The sequence below is a fragment of the Stenotrophomonas sp. PS02300 genome, from assembly GCF_029959395.1.
In the GTDB taxonomy this organism is placed as follows: domain Bacteria; phylum Pseudomonadota; class Gammaproteobacteria; order Xanthomonadales; family Xanthomonadaceae; genus Stenotrophomonas; species Stenotrophomonas maltophilia_AD.
In genome coordinates this window covers 1-19,011 of sequence record NZ_JASCOP010000084.1, presented here as the reverse complement: position 1 = coordinate 19,011, position 19,011 = coordinate 1, and the positions used below count along the sequence as shown (strand labels likewise).

Genomic DNA, 19,011 nt, shown 5'->3' with positions numbered 1-19,011 from the left:
GTGTTGATGCGCCTTAGCGCATCAACACTGCCTCTTCCGCGCTTGTTGGGTGGATGGCGACGGTGTCGTCGAGCTGGGCCTTGGTCACGCCCATTTTCACCGCGACCGCGAACCCCTGCAGGATCTCGTCGGCCGACTCGCCGAGCAGGTGCACGCCCACTACCCGTTCCTCCTCGCCTACGCAGACCAGTTTGAACAGGCTGCGTTGGGTGCCGTCGGCCAGCGCCTGCAGCATCGGCCGGAAATTGCTGCGGTAGATGCGCACGTCACCGTGGCGGGCGCGCGCTTCTTCTTCGCTCAAGCCCACCGCGCCCAGTGCCGGGTGCGAGAACACGACGCTGGCGATGTTTTCGTAGTCCATCTTCGCCTGCGGTTGGCCGCCGAACAGGCGGTCCATCAACTTGCGCGCGGCGGCGATGGCGACCGGGGTCAGGCCGACTTTGCCCGCGATATCGCCAACAGCATGCACGCTGGGCACCGCGGTGGTCTGCCAGTCGTCAACCTCGACCTCACCCTTGTCACCGACCACGATGCCCAGTTCCTCCAGCCCCAGCCCGGCGCTGTTGCCACGCCTGCCGGTCGCGAAGAACAGCTGGTCGAAGCGCGGTTCGGTCGGGCCATCGTGGCCGTAAGCGACCAGATCCTCGCCCTCGCGCCGCAGCTCACGCAGCCGGTAATTGCAGATCACCTGCACGCCCTGGTGGCGCAGGTTCTCGGCCAGCTGTGCGGTCAGTTCGGCATCGAACCGTTCCAGCAGCCGTTCGCCCCGCACCAGCAGGGTCACCCGGCTGCCGAGCGCCTGCAGCAGCCCGGCCAGTTCCACGGCGATGTAGCCGCCGCCAATGATCGCCACGCGACCGGGTGCGCCGCACAGGTTGAAGAAGTCGTCCGAGACCGAACCCAGCTCGGCGCCAGGAATGTCGGGACGCTGCGGGTGCGCGCCGGTGGCCAGCAGGATGTGTTCGCCACTGATGCGGATGCCATCGCTGCATTCCACCGTGTGCGCATCCAGCAGCCGGCCCCTGCGCGGTACGCGTACCACGTTGCTGTCGTTCAGGCGCTTGAGGTAGCTGGCATGGATGTTGGCGATGTAGGCCTGGCGATGTACCACCAGCTCCTTCCAGTCCAGCGCCGGTCGCGCCGGCACATCGAAGCCCATCGCCGCGGCCAGGCCGATGCGCCCGGAAAGGTCGGCGGCCAGCCACATCGCCTTCTTCGGCACGCAGCCGACGTTGACGCAGGTACCGCCCAGTTCGCCCGGTTCCAGCATCGCCACGCGCTTGCCGTGCTGCGCTGCGCGGAACGCCGCCGCCAGTCCGCCGGAACCGCCGCCCAGCACGATCAGATCGTAGTCGTATTGCGTTGTCATGGGCGCCAGCATGCCACGCCACGTCGCGATTCAGACGTGACGACGCGGCCCGAATCGTTTCATCGGCGCAACGCTGGCCAACGCCCGTAGGTCATCGCGCGCCAGATCCATTCCAGCGGCCCGAACCGGAAATGGCGCAGCCACGCATGGCTGAGCAGCACCTGCACTGCGAACAGCGCCACCGCGAACGGAACCTGCCAGGCACGCGGCATCGTCTCGAACGCGCCCAGCCCGTAGCCGTAGAACAGCCAGGTGCACACCAGCGACTGCAGGATGTACTGGGTCAGCGCCATCCGCCCCATCGGCGCCAGCACGCGCAGGCGTTGCCGCCAGTGCACGATCCAGGCCAGGTAACCCAGGCACATCAGCAGGCTGGCCACCGACGACAACGCATACGCCGCACCGGTAGTGGGCGTGAACGTGCCCGGCGCCAGGTACGGCACCCAGCTCGCGCTGATGAGCATCAACAGCAGTCCAGCCGGCAGCGCGCCGCGCCGCAGCCAGCGGTACAGGCGCTCGAAACGTGCCGGGTCGGCCAGCGCGCCACTGCGCGCGAACCAGCTGCCCAGCAGGAACATGCCCAGCACTTCCGGGCCGATGATCAGCGCGCCGGACAGGGCCGTGCCCAGGTCGCTTGCCCGCTGCGCCACCGCCTGGCCGAAGCTGCCATGGCCATACGCCTGGCGCTGCAGTTCAACGGTCTGCTGGCCCTGCGCCATGGCCGAGCCAAGGGCGCCGCCATCGCCTTCGACCTGTCCGACCAGGCCCAGCATCGCGCCCAGCAGCAGCATCATCGCCGCCGCACACAGGTAGGTGACCACGCCCATCGCCGGCAACCAGCGTTGCGGCGCTTCGCGCGTGGCCAGCAGCGGCAGCGACACCAGCGCGTAGATCACCAGGATGTCGCCGGACCACACCAGCAACGCATGGCACAGGCCGATCAGCAGCAGGCCAGCGCTGCGGCGCAGGTAGAAGGTGGTGAAGTCGCGCCGCGCCGTTTCGGCGCGTTGCGCCATGATGGCAAAGCCGGCGCCGAACAGCAGCGAGAACAGGGTGAAGAACTTGCCCTGCACCAACACGTAGATGGCCGCGTCGGCCCAGTAGTCCAGCCCCTGCCAGTGCGGGTCGATGCCGGTGAACGCCAGGTCCAGCGGGCCGCTCAGCGCTTCCATGTTCATCAACAGGATGCCCAGCAGCGCGACCCCACGCAGGATGTCGATGACTTCGATGCGGTCGCCGGCAGCCACCGGCAGCAGCGTGGGGGAAACTGGCTTCACGGGCGACTCGCTTGGCAGGGCGGACATTATGCCGCCGCGGCCCACGGTCCGCCCGGCATTTCGACGCTGCAGATACGCAACGGCCCGCCGAAGCGGGCCGTTGCCTTGCGCGGTGGCCTGCACTCAGTGCTGGTGGCCGCCGTCGCCGTGCACGTGGCCGTGCTCGAGTTCTTCGGCAGCGGCTTCACGCACGTCGACGATCTCGACCGAGAAGTGCAGGTCCTTGCCGGCCATCGGGTGGTTGAGGTCCACGTCGACCACGCTCATGCCGACCTTTTCCACGGTCACGGCGCGCGGGCCGAAGTTGGTCTGCAGCACGACCTGCTGACCCTTCACCAGGCGGGTGTCACCGAAATGCTTCTTCGGCACGCGCTGGGTCAGGCCTTCCTTGCGCTCGCTGTAGGCGTCGGCCGCCTTGACGTCGACCTCGAAGGTGGCGCCGGCTTCCTTGTCCAGCATGGCCGCTTCCAGGCCCGGGATGATGTTGCCGTGGCCGATCAGGATCGCCAGCGGGTCACGGTCCCTGGAGCTCTCGATCGGCTCCTGGCCCTGCTCGGCGACGGTGTAATGGAAGCGGACGACGCGGTCTTTTTCGATCTTCATGCGGAACTCTTGTGCTGAGGCTGCCAGGGCAGACGGGTGGGACGGGTTGTCGCCCGCCAAGTACGCCGCCATCATGACGGCCTTCTGAGGCCGCGCATTATCCGGACATCACGCACATGACGCCAGTTCCGCGCTTGAACCGCTCTGTTGCCCGGGTTGCCGCCCTGCTCGCGATGGCCCTGCTGGCCGCCTGCGGCGGTGGCAGGACCACCCGCCCCAGCGCGCCGCCCGCCTCCACCCAGGTCTGGCCGACGGTCGTGCCCAACGACCCGCAGGCGGCCAATGCGGTGCTGATGCGCGCCATCGGGCTGGTCGGCACGCCGTACCGGTATGGCGGCAACACCCCCGAATCCGGCTTTGACTGCAGCGGGCTGGTGGCCTACGTCTACCGGGAAATGCTCGACCTGAAGCTGCCGCGCACCTCGCGCGACCTCGCTGCGGTGCAGGGCCCGAAGATCGATCCGCAGCGGCTGGCACCGGGCGACCTGGTGTTCTTCGGCGACCGCGGCAACGTCTTCCACGTCGGCATCTACGTGGGCGAAGGGCGCTTCGTGCATGCTCCGAGCACCGGCGGAACGGTCCGGCTGGATTCGCTGGGCGGCACCTATTGGAAGCAGCACTACACGGGGGCGAAACGCGTCCTTCACTGAAATGAACAGGGCGAAGGTCTAAAAATGTGACCTCCATCACGTTCATGTAAACGGAAATTTAACGAAATTTGTACCAAATCACACGTCTTACACGGCATCATCACCCATCGTTTTTATTCAGTGACCGCCGCGTGACGACAGCCGACCTGACGTGCCAAGGCCAGACCGCCACTTTCCGGCGCACTGCCCGCCCCGCTCTTCTCGCTTTCGCCCTCTGCCTGGCCAGCCTTCCGGCCTGGGCGCAGACGGCACCGACGACCGCCGTCGATGCTGCTCCGGTTGCCACCGTTGCCGCCACCGAGATCCCCGCCGCCGCCAAGCCCAAGGCTGACGCGCCGGCCCGCAGCAAGGCCGATGCCGCTGCCAGTGCCACCCTCGCCGCCCTGCTTCCGCACCTGGCGGCCAACGACACCATTCCGCTCATGGACCGCTCGGCGATGTTCGCCGGCGACCTGAGCCGCCTGCTGGCCAACTACGATGCCAGCTCCGGCGCCAACGGCGTCGTGGTCGGTGGCGCCGCCGACAATGGCAAGGTGCAGTCGCTGCTGCGCCGTGCGATGACCCTGCTGGGCACGCCGTACCGCTGGGGCGGCACCTCGCCGGACAGCGGTTTCGACTGCAGCGGCCTGGTCGGCTATGTCTTCAAGACCGCGCTGGGCATCGACCTGCCGCGCGTCTCGCGTGAAATGGCGCATGACGGCGAAGCCGAGCTGATCAACGACCGCAATGCACTGGCGGCTGGCGACCTGGTGTTCTTCGGCCGCAAGGGCCGGGTCGACCACGTGGGCATCTACGTGGGTGAAGGCCGCTTCCTGCACGCCCCCAGCACCGGCAAGGACGTCCGCGTGGACAGCCTGGTCTCGGGCTACTGGAGCGGCAAGTTCATGCAGGCCCGCCGCGTCGAGCTCTGAGCCGGCCACCCCGCCGCGCCGCCTGAAGGCCGCTGCCCCGTGCAGCGGCCTTTTTCGTTGTGGGCCCGGAATGGCCGGTAACCGGGGCAACCGGCGTTGTCCCTACTGTCGTTCGAGCAAATCCAAGTGCGTGCGACCAGCCCTGGCCGGATTCGGCAGGGGTTGTTGACTCCGGCGTGGGGCGGCTCGCCGGGGTCACGCCGACCAGCAGACACCGCCCGGGATCTTTCCAGTAAAGGTGACGCATGGCGGCAGTCCCTGAATTTCCGGCCCGGTGTGTGATCTGGTTTGGGCAACCACACGCGGCCGAGCGCGCCGCATTGGCGGCGGAAGGGTGGCAGGTGCGCGGGGTGGCCAGCGATGCATGCGTGGCCATCGGCATGCGCGGCAGCGACCTGGTGGTCGGCCTGCTGGACCTTCGCGGGGCGGCCCCCGGCAACGTGGAGCACCTGCAGGCGCTGCTGGAGCAGCACCGGCACATGCGCGTGCTGGCGATCCTGCCGCCCGGCCCCTACCCCACGCCGCCGCCACTGCAGTCGCTGCTGGCGGGCTGCGTGGAGACGTTTACGGCGCCGTTGGATCTCTCCAGCCTGGTACAACGGCTGCAGCACCTGGCAGATGGCGACGAGACGCGCTCGCCGGCGGGTGCGCAGGCGCTGGTGGGCAACAGTGCGGTGCTGCAGGTGGCACGGGCGGCGCTGCGCAAGTTCGCGCCGGTGGAGCTGCCGGTGCTGGTCACGGGCGAGACGGGTACCGGCAAGGAGCTGGCGGCGCAGGCACTGCATGCGCTGTCGCCGCGCCATGCGCGGCCGTTCCTGGCGGTGAACTGCGGGGCGATTCCGGCGGCGCTGGTGCAGTCGGAACTGTTCGGGCATGAGCGCGGGGCGTTCACGGGTGCGGCGACGCGTCGTCTGGGCCTGTTCGAGACGGCCAGCGGGGGCACGGTGTTCCTGGACGAGATCGGCGACCTGCCGCTGGATGCGCAGACGAACCTGTTGCGGGTGCTGCAGGAGGGCACGATCGAGCGGGTGGGCAGCAACCATCCGCTGGCGGTGGACGTACGGGTGGTGGCGGCAACGCACATCGACCTGGAGCAGGCGGTGGAGCGCGGGCAGTTCCGCCGCGATCTGTTTTACCGGCTCAATGTGCTGCGGCTGCCGATGCCGGCGCTGCGCGACCGCGGCAGCGACATCCTGCTGTTGGCGGAGCATTTCCTGGCCAGTTTCCGCCGTCGGCACGTGACGCGTGCGCGCGGGTTCACGACGGAGGCGGCGCAGGCGCTGCTGCGGTTCAACTGGCCGGGCAATGTGCGCGAGCTGTTGAACCGGGTGCAGCGGGCGGCGATCGTGAGCGAGGCCGAGCTGATCAACGTGGCCGACCTGGAGCTGCTGCCACCGCAGGTGGAGATGCCGCAGCGGCTGCTGCACGATGCACGCCAGGCGGCCGAGCGCGATGCCTTGCTGCAGGCGTTGCGCGATAACGCGTTCAACATCACCGCATGTGCCCGCACCATGCAGGTGTCTCGCGTTACCGTGTACCGGTTGTGCCGTAAGCATCAACTTGCTCTGCCGGAGTTGCGCTAAGAGCGAAAAGCCCTGGTCTGCGAATGTCCCTGGCTTGGGCCGGCGGGTGTGGGTTTGCGGGGGACGCCGTAAACCCATCCCTGGGGGCTTGGTCGCCGCATCCATGCGGCTCACACCCCCGCAAACCCACCCCCGCCGACCCTTCGACATCGGGTCGGTGGCCATGGGAAAAGCGGGGCCTTCGGCGGTAGGTATCGACCGTTGGTCGATACGCGCTACAGGATGTACGGAACCTTGAACGCGAGGGTGAAATCTGGCGAATCCGGCGTCAGGCCGATACCCAGCAGACTCACGATCGTGGTGTTCTGATTGAGTGCGTAGGTGATGCCCAGGTTGAGCGTGGCCGCGTTGGCGTCGCTGCCGACGATCTTGACCCACTGGCCGCCCTTGAAGCGGGTGGAGGCGCGTGCGCTGAGCTTGTCGCTGAAGGAGATGCTCAGGCTGGTGCGTTCATTGAAGGCGAACGCGACGCCGGCGCCGAAGTAGTACGAGCCGCCGAGTTTGACGTCACCCGGGTTGACGGTATCGGGGTTGGCATCAAGGTCGTCGAAGCTGTTTTCGAACGAGTGGATGTAGCCGATGTTGGCAAACAGGATGGCCGGGTCGGCGGTCTTGACCGCTGAGAGGCCGACGTTGGCCTGCCAGACGCCGTTGCCGGTGGGCTGCTGTTCGGGCACGGCGAAGCGGATGAAGTCGTCGTCGTCGCGCTCGAGCACTTTCCAGCTGAGGCCGTAGGGTTCGCGGCCGGTCGGGGCGGTGGCGCCCACGGTCAGCACGGTTTCGGGCCAGCGGCCTTTTTCGGCGAACAGTTTGTAGTTGGCGCTCAGGCTGATGTCGCCGAGGCCGTTGCCGGTGGTTTCTTCCTGGGCGATGGCAGCGGCCGAGCCGCCGGCGCCGCCCTTCTGGAAGACGGTCTTGCGGGCCAGGTAGGGCACGTCCAGGTTCAGGGCCAGGCGCGGGGTGAGGCCCCAGCGTGCGGCCAGGTTGTAGGTGAGGGTGTCGGACTCGACGTTTTCGATGGCGATGTTGCCGAGGAAGATCGCGTCGAGGGCGAGGAAGCCGTTGAGGGTGAGCTGCTTGCGGTCGTAGCGGGCGTAGCTCAGGCTGTTTTCCAGGGTGAAGCGCCGGGTGAACAGGGTCGAGGTCTGTTGTTTGACGTCGTCGACGCTGCGCCGCGAGGCCTCTTTGGCCTGCTGCGCTTCGGCGGCGGTGCTGGCGTAGCCGTCGCCGGTCGGCGGTGCGGCGGGGGTGCTGGAGGGCAGTGGTTCGGGCGGCGGCGCTGCGCCGGCCAGGGGGGCGGTCTTGCCGCTCAGGCGGGCCTGCATGGCCTGCACCTGCATGTCCAGTTCGCGCAGCCGGCGCACTTCCTGGGCGTAATTGGCTTTGAGCGTTTCAAGTTGCTGGATGAGTGCCTTGACGTCGGCTTCGTCGGCCGGGGTGGCCGGTGCGTCCTGCGCGTTTGCCGCGGCTGACGCGATCAGTGCCAGCGCCGCCAGCGCCAGCGGTGTCATGCGTATCGAGGTATGCATTTCCTTGCCCTGCGTTCTGGTCTCGTTCCCCCACCCGGCCGGTGTTACTGGCCGGGCCCCATGCCTACGCCGCGTACCAGGTTCATCGCCTGGGCCACGTTCTGGTTCAGCGACGCACTGTTGGCCAACGTCTGCCGCACCAGGTCGATCTGCATGCGGTTGCTGGCCGATTGCCCATCGCTCGCCACGGCGATGCTCTGGCCGACACTGCCGTTGCGGATCCATTGCTGGACCTGGCCCACGCCCTGTATCTGCAGCTGCACGCTGGCGCTGTTGCCGTCCTGCTGGGCCACGGCGCTCACGCCGCCCTGCTGCGCGCTGGCCTGCGGGGCGCTCTGCTCGGTGGTGGTGGGTGCGCTGCCTTCGCGCACGTTCAACTGGGTGGCGTTGCTGGCCACGTTGTTGTCACCGGCCACCTGGATGCTCTGGGTGAGCCCGGCCACGTTCTGCAGGCCGCTGGAATCCACGCTGCGCCCCGGTGTCTCCGGCAGCGGCGCGTCGGCCGCGGTGACGGTGACGCTGGGCGTGAAGCTCACCTTGGGCGTGTTGCCGCCATGGCTGAAATCCATGCCCAGGGTCAGCGCGCTCTGTGCGGACTGGTTGCCCGCCTGCCATTGCGAAACCATGGTCACGCCGAACCAGGCCACGGCATTGCCGTTGACGGTGTAGCGGCCGCGCATCAATTTCAGTTCCGGGTCGGGGATCTCGCTCAATCCCTTGCCGGGGCGTCCCTGCTCCTGCGCCGTGGGTGCATCGGCGGCGTGTACCGGGGCGATCCCGAGCAGCGCGACGAGCAATGCACTGTGCGTCCAGTTTGCGATGTTCATGGTGCCTCCTAGAACAGATCGGCATGGGTGAAACCGAAATCCACCAGTTCCGCGTCGGTGATCGGGCCCTGCCGTGCATACAGCGAACGCGCACTGGGCTGTTCGCCGGGCTGCAGCAACACGGTGTTTCGGTCGAAATCGGTACCGATCACGACGAACACGGCGCGCGACGGCCATGATTCGAGAAATTCGTTGACGGGTATGCTGCGGTTGCCCAGGATCGGGTCCGCTACGTCGACCACGTCACCGCGGACCTGCTTGAGGACCACGAAGTGGCGGAAACCACGCACATCCATCAACACCAGCCCGGGCACGCGCAGCGAGCGCAATCGCTCTTCGTTGACGCGGTAGCCGCGTCCGCGCATGCCCATCGATTCCACATACCGCTTGATGTCCAGCAGCGAAAACCCGCGCTGGTGGACCAGTTCGGGGTCCGAGACCCCCATCATTCCTTCGATCACCGTGCCTTCGTCCGCGTCCAGGTGGTAGGCATAACGCAGGATCGTGGCCAATGCGGCCGCGCCGCAGCTGTAATCGGTGTGTTGGCGCACCACGTTGCGGAAACGCCGTTCCTGCATGCTCTCCACGCGCTGGGAGTACACCGCGCCATTGGGCAGCACGCCGCTGAAGGACACATCACCGGCGCGCGAAGCGCCCACCGGCAGGAGCAACAGCGACAACGCGCAGCACAGGGCTCGGGTCGACCACATCGGCATGGCTCCGGAAGAAGGAAGGAGCCCCTGCCCCAAAGGGGGAGGATGGAACAGGGGCTCCCGGGGAACCCGGCCATTGGCGGATGGCCGGGTTTGTTGCGCTCAACGCGTGTTGCTTGCGAAAACGGACACAGTTACTCGCCACCGCCCGGGGTGCCGCCACCGCTGGACGGCTGGGCCACGGCCAGGGCCAGGCTGTTGGCCTGCAGGTTGCCGGTACCGGCTGCGACGTTCACGCCGATGTTGCCGCTGGCACTGCGGAACGCATCGCCGGACAGCGAGGCGTTGTTCTCGGCACGCTCAACCACCCAGCGGGTGGTCTGGACGGTGCCACTCAGGCTGGCACGCAGGTCGGCATAACCCACTTCACCGTAGGCGAGCACGCCGTGCTCGTCGGTATCGAAGGCAATACCACCCGCGCCTTCGTTGTACGGGTTGTCGGTTGCGCCTTGTGCGTCAGCATCCAGGTCGATGTGCCCGGTCTGGTTGCCACCGGTGTGCGTCGCGCCGGTCCAGGTATCCGGGTAGAAGTTTTCCTTCTGGTAGGCGTTGCCGCGACCGGCATAGCCACCGAGACCGACCGCCGCCGTGCCACCACGGACGTTGCCGCGCAGGGTGACTTCGGTGGTGTCGCGATAGGCCTTCACGTAGCCTTCGTTGGTCACGCTGTTTTCGGCCGAGACCTGGTTCGAGCTGATGCTCGCGGTGGCCATGCGGGCGGTGGACACCGACGCAGCCAGGGCGTTCTTCTGCTCGTTGTTGTTGCCGGCGGCGCTGTTCACGCCGATGTTGCCGGTGGCGCCGCGGAAGGCGTTGCCGCTGAGGCTGGAGTTGTTGACCACGCCATCATTGGTGGTGGTGTTGCCAGCGCCGTACTGGTTCACGTACACCTGCGCATCGGACATGCCGAAGGTGAACGAGGCATCGGCGGCGGACAGCGACGCGGCGTTGTCCTGGGCGTTGTTGTCACCCGCGGCGGTGTTGAAGCCCAGGTTGCCCGAGGCGTCCTGCGCGACGTTCTCGCTGATCGAGGAGTTGTTCTCCAGCAGCTTGTTGTCGCCGTCGTTGTCGGTGATCGACTGGCGGTTGTCGATGATGGCAATCGCGGCCGAGTTCACCTCCAGGTCACCCGATACGGTCGGACGGCCGCGGAACTGCACATCCGCACCCACCTGCAGGTCCGATTCCAGGTTCACGTCCACGCCGTGGTTGTTCTTTTCCTTGCGCTCGTCGGCCTGGATGTTGCTGTTCTTCTGGACGTTTTCGTTGACCGAGACATTGCGCGTGTGGTTCACGTCGCTGGTGTCGCTGTAGCTCTTGGTCGTGGTCTTGGTGGTGGTATCGGTGTTGGTGTTGGTGGTGCTGTTGTTGCGTACGCGGGTACGCGAATCCCAGTCGTTGCGGATGTTGGTATCGATGTTGGTATCGATGGCGGTGGTGATGTCCGTATCGATATCGGTATCGATATCGGTATCGACATTCGTGTTGATGTTGGTATCAACGTCGGTGTTGAGGTTGGTGTTGGCGTTGGTGTTGAGGTTGGTGCGCGTTTCCCACACGTTGTGGATGTGGTTGATGAACGCGCTTGCGTTCTGGTTGTCCTGTGCGGAGGCAGATGCGGTAGCCGCAACTGCGATGGCCAGCGCAAGTACCGTCTTGTTCATGGTGTTCATGGTGCCCTCTCTCTTCACGGTCAATCGGGTGGATGGAACTGCTCACGGGGTGGACTGCACCGAAATGCCCAACTGGTTGGCGGTGGTGTTGCCGGAACCCGCGATTTGATTGAGTTGCAGAACGCCGTCGAATCCCTGCAGTGCGGTGTCCTCCACGGCGACACTGCGGGTTCCGGCGGAACCACCGCGACGTGCGGTGCCCTGCCCCCCTGCTGACGCGATTGCCCCCGACGCGGCCAAGGCCTCGTCGTTCGTCTCGCGTATGCCCTGTTGCGCCAGCGTGGCCGTGACGACGTTGAGCGTCGCGTTGCCGATACCGCTGGCCTGATTGATCATGGCGACGCCGCTGGCGCCGTTCAGTGCCTGGCCGCCGATGCTGGCGCTTGCCTCGAGCGCGCCATCGGCGCGCACGCGGTTGCCGGCGAGGCGTTGGCGTGCATCGATGTTGACCTGTGCGTTCTCGCCACTGGCGATGCCCAGCAGGTTGGCCTGCAGGTTGAGGTCACCGGCGGCCATGTTGACCACCATGGCACCGTCGGCGCCGCTCAGCGCGCGGCCATCCAGGCGGGTGTTGTTGAGGTAGCCCAGCATGCCGGCGTAGTCGTCTGCCTGCTGCGCGTACAGCGACAATGGCAGCAGCAACGAGAACCCCAGCGGGAGCAGCACGGTTGCGCGTTTCATTTGCCGGGCCCGCCAGAGGGGGCACCGGCCGGCTGGCCGAGCGGGAACTGCGCAAGCGCGCCGCGCACCTGGTCGCCGATGCCGCGGGTGGCATTGCCCACCGCGCCCATCGGGCCGCCGATGCTGCGGCCGAGCGAGCTGCCCGACAGCACACCGGTGCTGGTGGCCTTGCCAAGGGTGCTGTTGATGGTGCCGGTGGTGACGCGCTCCACCGTGGTCTGCTGGTGGCCGGCAGAGATACCGGTGTTGGAGCCGAGCGAGGCGTAGTCGTCGTCGCTCAGTTCGTCCATGCCGGTCGGGGTACCCAATGCGCCGGCAACTTCGCGCTTGGGCGATGGGTCGGCGATCAGCGCCACGCCCGGGGGAGCGGGCCGGTAGGCGGGCCGTGCGGACACGTCACGCAGCAGCACCATCTCACCGGGTTGCGCCTTCACGCCCTGCCGCGCGCCTGATGCCTGCACCGCTGCCGGTGCCAGCACCATCACCAGCAGCAGCCACGTCACCGCCGTTGCCTTGCTCCGTACGCGAACGCTGTCCATTGCGACCTCCCGTTACATGCGGAGGGATGGAGCAGCAATCGTGCCAAGTCCGGGAAGGCCGTTCTACGGGCCTCTTGCCGGCATCGACCGTTGTCACTGCAACGCGGGTGTTACACCTGCGTGGAGGTTCACGCGTCCTGAACACGAGCTTGCATGCACCGGGAGGCTGGATAACGCTCGCTTCACACTTGGGTGTATCAGCGTTGTTACACCCGGCGATACAGATGTCACAGTGCGCAGTCATGAAACGCAGACGGGCCGGCAAACGCCGGCCCGCTGCATGACGACCTTACCGATCGTGCTGAGAGGTGCGCTCTTCGCCCTCGTCCACGCCCAGGTTGGTGGACGGGTTGTCGTAGACCTCGCGGTCGAGCAGGCCGGTTTCCTTGGCCACCAGCACCGGCACCAGCATCTGGCCGGTGACATTGGTCATCGTGCGCATCATGTCCAGGATCCGGTCGATCGCGTACAGGTAGCCGATGGTCTCCAGCGGCAGGTTGGCCGCGCTCAGCACCACCGTGGCCATCACCACCGCGGTGCCGGGCACGCCGGCGGTGCCGAAGCTGCCCAGTACCGAGGCGATCAGCACCACCACGTACTGCTCCGGGGTGAGCGGCACCCCGGTGTACTGCGCGATGAACACCGCGCACAGCGCCGGATAGATCGCGCCGCAGCCGTCCATCTTGATGCTGGCACCCAGCGGCACCGCGAACGACGCGTAGTCCTTGTTCACGCCCAGGTTGTGGGTGATGGAACGCATCGCCGCCGGCATCGCCGCGAAGCTCGACGAGCTGACGAACGCCACCTGCATGCCGGGCGCGGCCCCGCGGAAGAACTTCAACGGGTTCAGGCCATGCACCAGCAGCAGGCTGCCGTACACCAGCACGATATGCAGGGCGCAGGCCACGTACAGCGCCAGCACGAAGTTGCCCAGCGGCAGCAGCTTTTCAAAGCCGTAGCTGCCCACCAGCCCGGCGATCAGGCCAAAGGTACCCAGCGGCGTCATCTCCAGCACGAAGCGGGTGACCTGGATCATGATGTCGCTCATCTGCCCGGTCAGCTTGCGCGCCTCGGCGACCTTGTCGCCCAGCTTGACCATGGCAAAGCCGAGCAGGCCGGCGAAGAAGATCACCGGCAGGATCGAACCGCGCCCCGCCGCCAGCACCGTCTCACCGGCCGCGTTGACCTTGGTGCCGATGCCGGTGAGCGCGTAGAACACGTTGGACGGCACCACGTCCATGACCACCTTGACCACGCTGGGCACTTCGCGCGGCGTGTAGCCGTGGTCCATGCTCAGGCTGAGGTTCCCGGTACCCGGCTGCATCAGGGTGCCCACGGCCAGGCCGATGCCCACGGCCAGCGCGGCGGTGATGATGAACCACAGGAAGGTGCGCCCGCCCAGCGCCGCCACGGACTTCTGCCCGTGCAGCGACGAAATGGCGTTGATCACCGCGAAGAACACCAGCGGCACCGCGATCATCTTGATCAGCGTGACGTACAGGTCGCCCAGCGGGCCGAACCAGGTTTCGGCGGCGGGGCCAAGCAGCCAGCCGGCCAGCGCGCCCAGCACGAAGCCGCCAAGTACGCGCTGCCAGAACGGGATCCGCAGCCAGGCAGACACCAGCGTCATGAGCATTCCAGGGAGAGAGTGACAGCCCCTCACCTTAGCCCAACGCGCCCCTGCGGACGAGGCGCACAGAAACAAATCAGCGTGTCATCGGCGTGCCTTGCGGGGTTCTGCATAATGAACGCCCGTTTCACCATTGAGATACGCGCGTCCATGTCCCGTTTCACGCCTCTTGTGGCGGCCGTCGCCACCACCCTGCTGCTCGGCGCCTGCGCCACCTCCGCCCCTGCCTCCCGCGCCACCCCCGGCTCCGTTCAGGTCGATGTACCGGCGGTGGCCCACCCGGCCGGTGAAACCCCGCAATGGTGGTACCGCAGCGGCGCCGCCCGGGCCGCCGGCAGTGGCGCGATGGACGGCCGCGCAAAGAACGTGATCCTGTTCCTGGGCGATGGCATGAGCCTGACCACCGTGGCCGCCGCACGCATCTTCGAGGGCCAGCGCAACGGCAACCCGGGCGAAGAGAACCTGCTCTCCTGGGAGCGCTTCCCGGCCACCGCGTTCAGCAAGACCTACAACACCGATTCGCAGACCCCGGATTCGGCCGGCACCATGACCGCCATCACCACCGGCGTGAAGACCCACATGGGCGCCATCGGGGTCAGCGCGGGCAGCCGCAGCGACTGCGCCGACAGCCTGGGCAAGGGCCTGCTGACCTGGCTGCAGCTGGCCGACAGCGCCGGCATGGCGACCGGCGTGGTGACCACCGCGCGCCTCACCCACGCCACCCCGGCCGCGACCTACGCCCATTCGCCCGAGCGCAACTGGGAAAGCGACGCCGACCTGCCGGAAGCGGCCAAGGCCGCCGGCTGCAGGGACATCGCCCAGCAGCTGCTGGACACCTCGCGCTACGGGCGCGGCCCGCTGGTCGCGCTGGGGGGCGGTCGTGCCCAGTTCACCAACGTGGAAGAAACCGACCCGGAGTACGACGACAAGGTCGGCCTGCGCCTGGACGGGCGCAGCCTGGTCGGCGAATGGAAGCAGGCCCACCCGCAGGGTGCCTATGTCTGGAATGCCACGCAGCTGCAGGCTGCGGCCAACGCACCGGCGATCCTGGGCCTGTTCGAGCCGGACCACATGCGCTATGAGATCGAGCGCAAGGACGACCCCTCCGGCGAGCCCAGCCTGGCCGAACTGACCAAGGCGGCCATCGGCAACCTGTCGCGCCACCAGGAAGGCTACGTGCTGATGGTGGAAGGCGCGCGCATCGACCACGCCAACCACAGCGGCAACGCCTATCGCGCGCTCAGCGATACGGTGGCGCTGTCCGACGCGGTGCGCGCGGCGGTGGAGGCCACCTCCGACCAGGACACGCTGATCATCGTCACCGCCGACCACTCGCACACGCTCAACTTCGTGGGCTACCCGGCGCGTGGCAACCCGATCCTGGGCAAGGTCAAGGACAAGGGCGGCGAAGACGGCGCCGGCGCGCTCGACCTGGCCCGTGACGGCCTGGGCCTGCCCTACACCACGCTCAGCTATGCCAATGGCCCCGGCTTCACCGGTGCCACCAACCAGCAGCCGGCGGGCCCCAAGGCCTACCCGCACAACCCCAGCAGCTTCGACCCGGCCAAGGGCCGCCCGGACCTGACCCACGTGGACACCGAGCACCCGGATTACATGCAGGAAGCGCTGGTGCCGATGAAGAGCGAAAGCCACGGCGGCGAAGATGTCGGCATCTGGGCCCGTGGCCCAGGCAGCAAGGCGGTGCGCGGCACCATGGAACAGAACGCGATCTACCACATGATCGTGCAGGCCACCCCGCGCCTGCGCCAGCGCCTGTGCGATGCCGGCACCTGCGACGCCAAGGGCGTGCCGGTGGAACTGCCGACGCCGACCGCCTTCGAGCGCAAGGACGCGGGCAACTGATGCGGCGGGCCGGCGTGCTGGTGGCGTTGCTGGCCCCGGCGGTGGGCCTGGCCGCGCCGCCGGCCTGCCAGCGGCTGACCGAGGAAGACGGGTTGCAGCCGCTGGCCGGCTGCCACCTGGAGCAGGGCCGGCTGTCGCTCGACGCGGCGGCACGTGCCCGGCTCGATTACGACAGCCAGGGGCTGGCCGCGGTGTACGCCGGGGACCGCTTCCACTACGTCAGCCGCCAGGGGCGCAGCCAGGCGGTGATCACCTGGGACAACGGCCCGGATTACGTGGAGGAAGGCCTGCTGCGCGGCCGCGTGGGCGAGCGCATCGCCTACTTCGATGCCGCGCTGGCACAGGCGGTACCGGGCACCTACGATTTCGGCTGGCCGTTTTCCGATGGCATTGCCCAGGTCTGCAATGGCTGCCGGCGCGGCACGCCGGATGGCGATGGCCACACCCCGATGGAAGGCGGCGAGTGGTTCCACATTGACCGCCAGGGTCGCCGCGTGGCCGATCCCGCCGGGCGATGAGCCTGCGTGATGGCGGCGCGTGCTGCCAAGGCCGATACTGGCCCTCTGCCTGACATGTCCCCTTCGATGCCTACTGCGCTGCCCCCTGCCCCCGACCTGCCCGCACCCGTATTGGTGGGTTTCAGTGGCGGACTGGATTCGACGGTGCTGCTGCACTGGCTGGCCCAGTCACCCGCGCAGCGCGCCGCCGGCCTGCATGCGGTGCACGTGCACCACGGCCTGCAGGCCGATGCAGATCGTTGGGCGGCGCACTGCGAGGCGACCTGTGCGGCCTGGTCGATTCCGCTGCAGGTGATCCGGGTGGCGGTGCCGCGCGACAGCGGTGCGGGCCTGGAAGCCGCGGCACGGCACGTCCGCCGCGAAGCGTTCGCGCGCGTCCTGCGCGAAGGCGAACACCTGGCCCTGGCGCACCACCGCGATGACCAGGCCGAAACGTTCCTGCTGCGGGCGCTGCGTGGCTCCGGCGTGGATGGCCTGGCGGCGATCCGGGCGCATGCCCCGTTCGCCGCCGGCTCGATCTGGCGGCCACTGCTGCAGATTCCGCGCAGCGACCTGCTGGCCCATGCGCAGGCCAACGCACTGGAATGGATCGAAGATCCCAGCAATGCCAGCGATGTGGCCGACCGCAACTTCCTTCGCCTGCACGTGCTGCCACTGCTGCAGCAACGCTGGCCGCAGGCCGATGCGGCCTTCGCACGCAGCGCCGAACTGAGCGCGCAGGCACAGCGCCTGCTCGATGCCTCCGACCACGACGCCTTGCGGCGCTGCACGGTATCGCCCGGCGTACTCGACTGCGCCAAGCTGCACCGGCAGCCACGCGAGCGCCGCGCGCGGCTGCTGCGGCAATGGGTGCGCAGCGCGGGGCAACCGCCGTTGCCGGCCGCGGGCGTGCAGGCGATCGAACGCGAATTGTTGCCCGCTGCCCAGGATGCCGATGCGCAGTTTGCCTGGCAGGGCGTGCGCATCCGCCGCTGGCGCGGCCACCTGTACCTGCTGCCGATGGCGTTGGCGCTGCCGCTGGACTGGAGCGTGCATTGGGATGGCGCCAGCCCACTGGCGCTCCCCGATGGTGGCGAACTGGCCCTGATCGGCGCCAAGCGGTTGGATGAACCGGTGCAGGTCAGTGCACGCCGCGGCGGCGAGCGCATCCAGCTGCGCGGACGCAGTCATTCGCACGCGCTGAAGGACCTGCTGCAGCAGAGCGGCTTGCCCCCGTGGCAGCGCCGCCAGGTGCCGCTGCTGTATGCAGACCAGACGCTGGTGGCGGCCGGCGACCAGGTGATCGCGGCACCCTTGCAGCAGTGGCTGGATGAACAGCATGCCCGCCTGCGCTGGACGCCGGGCGCGGCGTGAATTGACCCCTTGGGGCTGGCGCTTCACACTTGCCGCATGGCCAAGAAATCCCCCACAGACGCCTCCCCGGTCGCCCACTTCGAGCATTCGCTGGAAGAACTGGAGCAGCTGGTGGAGAAGATGGAAACCGGCGACATGAGCCTGGAGCAGTCGCTGAGCGCCTATGAGCGCGGCGTGGGCCTGTACCGCCAGTGCCAGCAGGCGCTGGAACAGGCCGAACTGCGCGTGCGCCTGCTCAGCGATCCGGCCCGCCCGGAAACCGCCGAGCCGTTCGACCCGCCCAGCCATGACGGTTGAGTCCACGTTCGCGCGTTGGCGCGACCGCATTGAAAGCCAGCTCGACGCCAGCCTGCCCTCGCCCGACCAGGCGCCCAAGCGCCTGCACCAGGCGATGCGCTATGCGGTGCTGGGGGGCGGCAAGCGCATGCGCCCGCTGCTGGTGTACGCCAGCGGCCAGATCTTCGGCGCCGACGAACACGCGCTGGACGCGCCGGCTATGGCGGTGGAGCTGATCCACGCCTATTCGCTGGTGCATGACGACCTGCCGGCGATGGACGATGACGCATTGCGTCGCGGCCGCCCGACCACGCACATCGCCTTCGACGAAGCCACGGCGATCCTGGCCGGCGATGCGCTGCAGACGCGCGCGTTCGGGCTGCTGGCCGATGCGGCGTTGCCGGCGCTGCTGCGGGTGCACTGCCTGCAGGCACTGACCCACGCCTCGGGCGCGGCCGGCATGTGCGGTGGCCAGGCGTTGGATATCGATGCAACGGGCCACGCGCAGCCGCTGGCCGACCTGCAGCACATGCACGCATTGAAGACCGGCGCGTTGATCCGCGCGGCGGTCCGCATGGGCGCGCTGTGTGGTGATGCGCCGCACGCGGACCTGCTGCAGCTGGACGATTTCGCCAACGCCCTCGGCCTGGCCTTCCAAGTGCGCGATGACATCCTGGACGTGGAAGCCAGTTCCGAACAGCTCGGCAAGACGGCGGGCAAGGACCAGGCGCAGGCAAAGTCCACGTTCCCGGCATTGTTGGGGATGGACGGTGCGAAGGCCGAGTTGGCCGCGCTCAGCGAGCGCATGCACGACAGCCTTGCAGGTTATGACGAACGCGCTGATGCGTTGCGTGCGCTTGGGCGGTTGGCGGTCGAGCGCAACCACTAACGTCGAAAGCCCTGGTCTGCGAACGTCTCTGCGCAGGGCCGGCGGGTGTGGGTTTGCGGGGGGCGCCGTGAATACGTCCGTGTAGGCTCTTGCGAAACATCCATGTTTCGCAAAGCCCCCGCAAATA

General features: G+C 67.7%; 18 protein-coding genes. 8 read left to right on the top strand and 10 right to left on the bottom strand.

What is annotated here, in order from left to right; translation table 11 throughout:
• Positions 1-13: 13 nt before the first annotated feature.
• From gorA to QMX79_RS14510, 3 genes are all read right to left on the bottom strand, one after another.
• A complete protein-coding gene (gene gorA, locus QMX79_RS14520) occupies positions 14-1,369 on the bottom strand; it encodes a glutathione-disulfide reductase (protein WP_282247372.1) in 1,356 nt (451 codons plus the stop codon).
• A gap of 59 nt (positions 1,370-1,428) precedes the next feature.
• Complete coding sequence (locus QMX79_RS14515; RefSeq protein ID WP_282247371.1) at positions 1,429-2,646, bottom strand: DUF418 domain-containing protein; 1,218 nt, start codon at positions 2,644-2,646, stop codon at positions 1,429-1,431.
• A 123-nt stretch (positions 2,647-2,769) separates the two neighbouring features.
• Positions 2,770-3,249, bottom strand: coding sequence for a peptidylprolyl isomerase (locus tag QMX79_RS14510; protein WP_282247370.1), 480 nt, complete (start codon positions 3,247-3,249; stop codon positions 2,770-2,772).
• 116 nt (positions 3,250-3,365) lie between these two features.
• On the opposite strand from QMX79_RS14510, the gene QMX79_RS14505 reads away from it, so the two are divergent.
• The 3 genes from QMX79_RS14505 to QMX79_RS14495 all read left to right on the top strand — a co-directional run bounded on the left by QMX79_RS14505 (position 3,366) and on the right by QMX79_RS14495 (position 6,393).
• On the top strand, positions 3,366-3,899 hold the full coding sequence (locus QMX79_RS14505; RefSeq protein ID WP_282247369.1) for a C40 family peptidase: 534 nt from the start codon (positions 3,366-3,368) through the stop codon (positions 3,897-3,899).
• A gap of 131 nt (positions 3,900-4,030) precedes the next feature.
• Entirely contained in the window at positions 4,031-4,810 is a 780-nt protein-coding gene (locus QMX79_RS14500) for a C40 family peptidase (protein WP_282247368.1), read from the top strand.
• Between the two features lie 245 nt (positions 4,811-5,055).
• Positions 5,056-6,393, top strand: coding sequence for a sigma-54 dependent transcriptional regulator (locus QMX79_RS14495; protein WP_095363479.1), 1,338 nt, complete (start codon positions 5,056-5,058; stop codon positions 6,391-6,393).
• Positions 6,394-6,608: 215 nt separating this feature from the next.
• On the opposite strand, the gene QMX79_RS14490 is transcribed toward QMX79_RS14495, so the two are convergent.
• The 7 genes from QMX79_RS14490 to QMX79_RS14460 form a co-directional block, all read right to left on the bottom strand.
• On the bottom strand, positions 6,609-7,922 hold the full coding sequence (locus QMX79_RS14490; protein ID WP_282247367.1) for a transporter: 1,314 nt from the start codon (positions 7,920-7,922) through the stop codon (positions 6,609-6,611).
• A 44-nt stretch (positions 7,923-7,966) separates the two neighbouring features.
• Positions 7,967-8,749, bottom strand: a complete 783-nt coding sequence (locus tag QMX79_RS14485; RefSeq protein WP_282247366.1) for a hypothetical protein — start codon at positions 8,747-8,749, stop codon at positions 7,967-7,969.
• Between the two features lie 8 nt (positions 8,750-8,757).
• Positions 8,758-9,459 (bottom strand): C39 family peptidase, encoded by a 702-nt coding sequence (locus QMX79_RS14480; protein WP_282247365.1) that lies wholly within the window; start codon positions 9,457-9,459, stop codon positions 8,758-8,760.
• Positions 9,460-9,596: 137 nt separating this feature from the next.
• Positions 9,597-11,135 carry an adhesin gene (locus QMX79_RS14475; RefSeq protein WP_282247364.1) on the bottom strand — a complete coding sequence of 513 codons (1,539 nt, stop codon included), beginning with the start codon at positions 11,133-11,135 and terminating at the stop codon, positions 9,597-9,599.
• Positions 11,136-11,177: 42 nt separating this feature from the next.
• Positions 11,178-11,816 carry a hypothetical protein gene (locus QMX79_RS14470; RefSeq protein ID WP_282247363.1) on the bottom strand — a complete coding sequence of 213 codons (639 nt, stop codon included), beginning with the start codon at positions 11,814-11,816 and terminating at the stop codon, positions 11,178-11,180.
• On the bottom strand, positions 11,813-12,298 hold the full coding sequence (locus tag QMX79_RS14465) for a hypothetical protein (RefSeq protein ID WP_336618869.1): 486 nt from the start codon (positions 12,296-12,298) through the stop codon (positions 11,813-11,815). Before QMX79_RS14465 ends, QMX79_RS14470 begins: the two co-directional genes overlap by 4 nt.
• Positions 12,299-12,644: 346 nt before the next feature.
• A complete protein-coding gene (locus QMX79_RS14460; protein ID WP_282247361.1) occupies positions 12,645-13,985 on the bottom strand; it encodes a dicarboxylate/amino acid:cation symporter in 1,341 nt (446 codons plus the stop codon).
• 150 nt (positions 13,986-14,135) lie between these two features.
• On the opposite strand from QMX79_RS14460, the gene QMX79_RS14455 reads away from it, so the two are divergent.
• From QMX79_RS14455 to QMX79_RS14435, 5 genes are all read left to right on the top strand, one after another.
• On the top strand, positions 14,136-15,848 hold the full coding sequence (locus QMX79_RS14455; RefSeq protein WP_282247360.1) for an alkaline phosphatase: 1,713 nt from the start codon (positions 14,136-14,138) through the stop codon (positions 15,846-15,848).
• The gene (locus QMX79_RS14450) at positions 15,848-16,366 is read left to right on the top strand and encodes a WG repeat-containing protein (protein ID WP_282247359.1); all 519 of its coding nucleotides are present in this window, start codon (positions 15,848-15,850) and stop codon (positions 16,364-16,366) included. Before QMX79_RS14455 ends, QMX79_RS14450 begins: the two co-directional genes overlap by 1 nt.
• A gap of 66 nt (positions 16,367-16,432) precedes the next feature.
• A complete protein-coding gene (gene tilS / locus QMX79_RS14445) occupies positions 16,433-17,719 on the top strand; it encodes a tRNA lysidine(34) synthetase TilS (RefSeq protein ID WP_282247358.1) in 1,287 nt (428 codons plus the stop codon).
• Between the two features lie 36 nt (positions 17,720-17,755).
• A complete protein-coding gene (locus tag QMX79_RS14440; protein ID WP_068853531.1) occupies positions 17,756-18,016 on the top strand; it encodes an exodeoxyribonuclease VII small subunit in 261 nt (86 codons plus the stop codon).
• On the top strand, positions 18,006-18,884 hold the full coding sequence (locus tag QMX79_RS14435; protein WP_282247357.1) for a farnesyl diphosphate synthase: 879 nt from the start codon (positions 18,006-18,008) through the stop codon (positions 18,882-18,884). Before QMX79_RS14440 ends, QMX79_RS14435 begins: the two co-directional genes overlap by 11 nt.
• Positions 18,885-19,011: the final 127 nt, after the last annotated feature.

Coding starts and splice junctions, on each gene's coding strand:
- gorA (WP_282247372.1), bottom strand. CDS start 1,369: ATGACAACGCAATACGACTACGATCTGATCGTGCTGGGCGGCGGTTCC.
- QMX79_RS14510 (WP_282247370.1), bottom strand. CDS start 3,249: ATGAAGATCGAAAAAGACCGCGTCGTCCGCTTCCATTACACCGTCGCC.
- QMX79_RS14505 (WP_282247369.1), top strand. CDS start 3,366: ATGACGCCAGTTCCGCGCTTGAACCGCTCTGTTGCCCGGGTTGCCGCC.
- QMX79_RS14495 (WP_095363479.1), top strand. CDS start 5,056: ATGGCGGCAGTCCCTGAATTTCCGGCCCGGTGTGTGATCTGGTTTGGG.
- QMX79_RS14490 (WP_282247367.1), bottom strand. CDS start 7,922: ATGCATACCTCGATACGCATGACACCGCTGGCGCTGGCGGCGCTGGCA.
- QMX79_RS14485 (WP_282247366.1), bottom strand. CDS start 8,749: ATGAACATCGCAAACTGGACGCACAGTGCATTGCTCGTCGCGCTGCTC.
- QMX79_RS14480 (WP_282247365.1), bottom strand. CDS start 9,459: ATGTGGTCGACCCGAGCCCTGTGCTGCGCGTTGTCGCTGTTGCTCCTG.
- QMX79_RS14475 (WP_282247364.1), bottom strand. CDS start 11,135: ATGAACACCATGAACAAGACGGTACTTGCGCTGGCCATCGCAGTTGCG.
- QMX79_RS14470 (WP_282247363.1), bottom strand. CDS start 11,816: ATGAAACGCGCAACCGTGCTGCTCCCGCTGGGGTTCTCGTTGCTGCTG.
- QMX79_RS14465 (WP_336618869.1), bottom strand. CDS start 12,298: ATGGTGCTGGCACCGGCAGCGGTGCAGGCATCAGGCGCGCGGCAGGGC.
- QMX79_RS14460 (WP_282247361.1), bottom strand. CDS start 13,985: ATGACGCTGGTGTCTGCCTGGCTGCGGATCCCGTTCTGGCAGCGCGTA.
- QMX79_RS14455 (WP_282247360.1), top strand. CDS start 14,136: ATGTCCCGTTTCACGCCTCTTGTGGCGGCCGTCGCCACCACCCTGCTG.
- QMX79_RS14450 (WP_282247359.1), top strand. CDS start 15,848: ATGCGGCGGGCCGGCGTGCTGGTGGCGTTGCTGGCCCCGGCGGTGGGC.
- tilS (WP_282247358.1), top strand. CDS start 16,433: ATGCCTACTGCGCTGCCCCCTGCCCCCGACCTGCCCGCACCCGTATTG.
- QMX79_RS14440 (WP_068853531.1), top strand. CDS start 17,756: ATGGCCAAGAAATCCCCCACAGACGCCTCCCCGGTCGCCCACTTCGAG.
- QMX79_RS14435 (WP_282247357.1), top strand. CDS start 18,006: ATGACGGTTGAGTCCACGTTCGCGCGTTGGCGCGACCGCATTGAAAGC.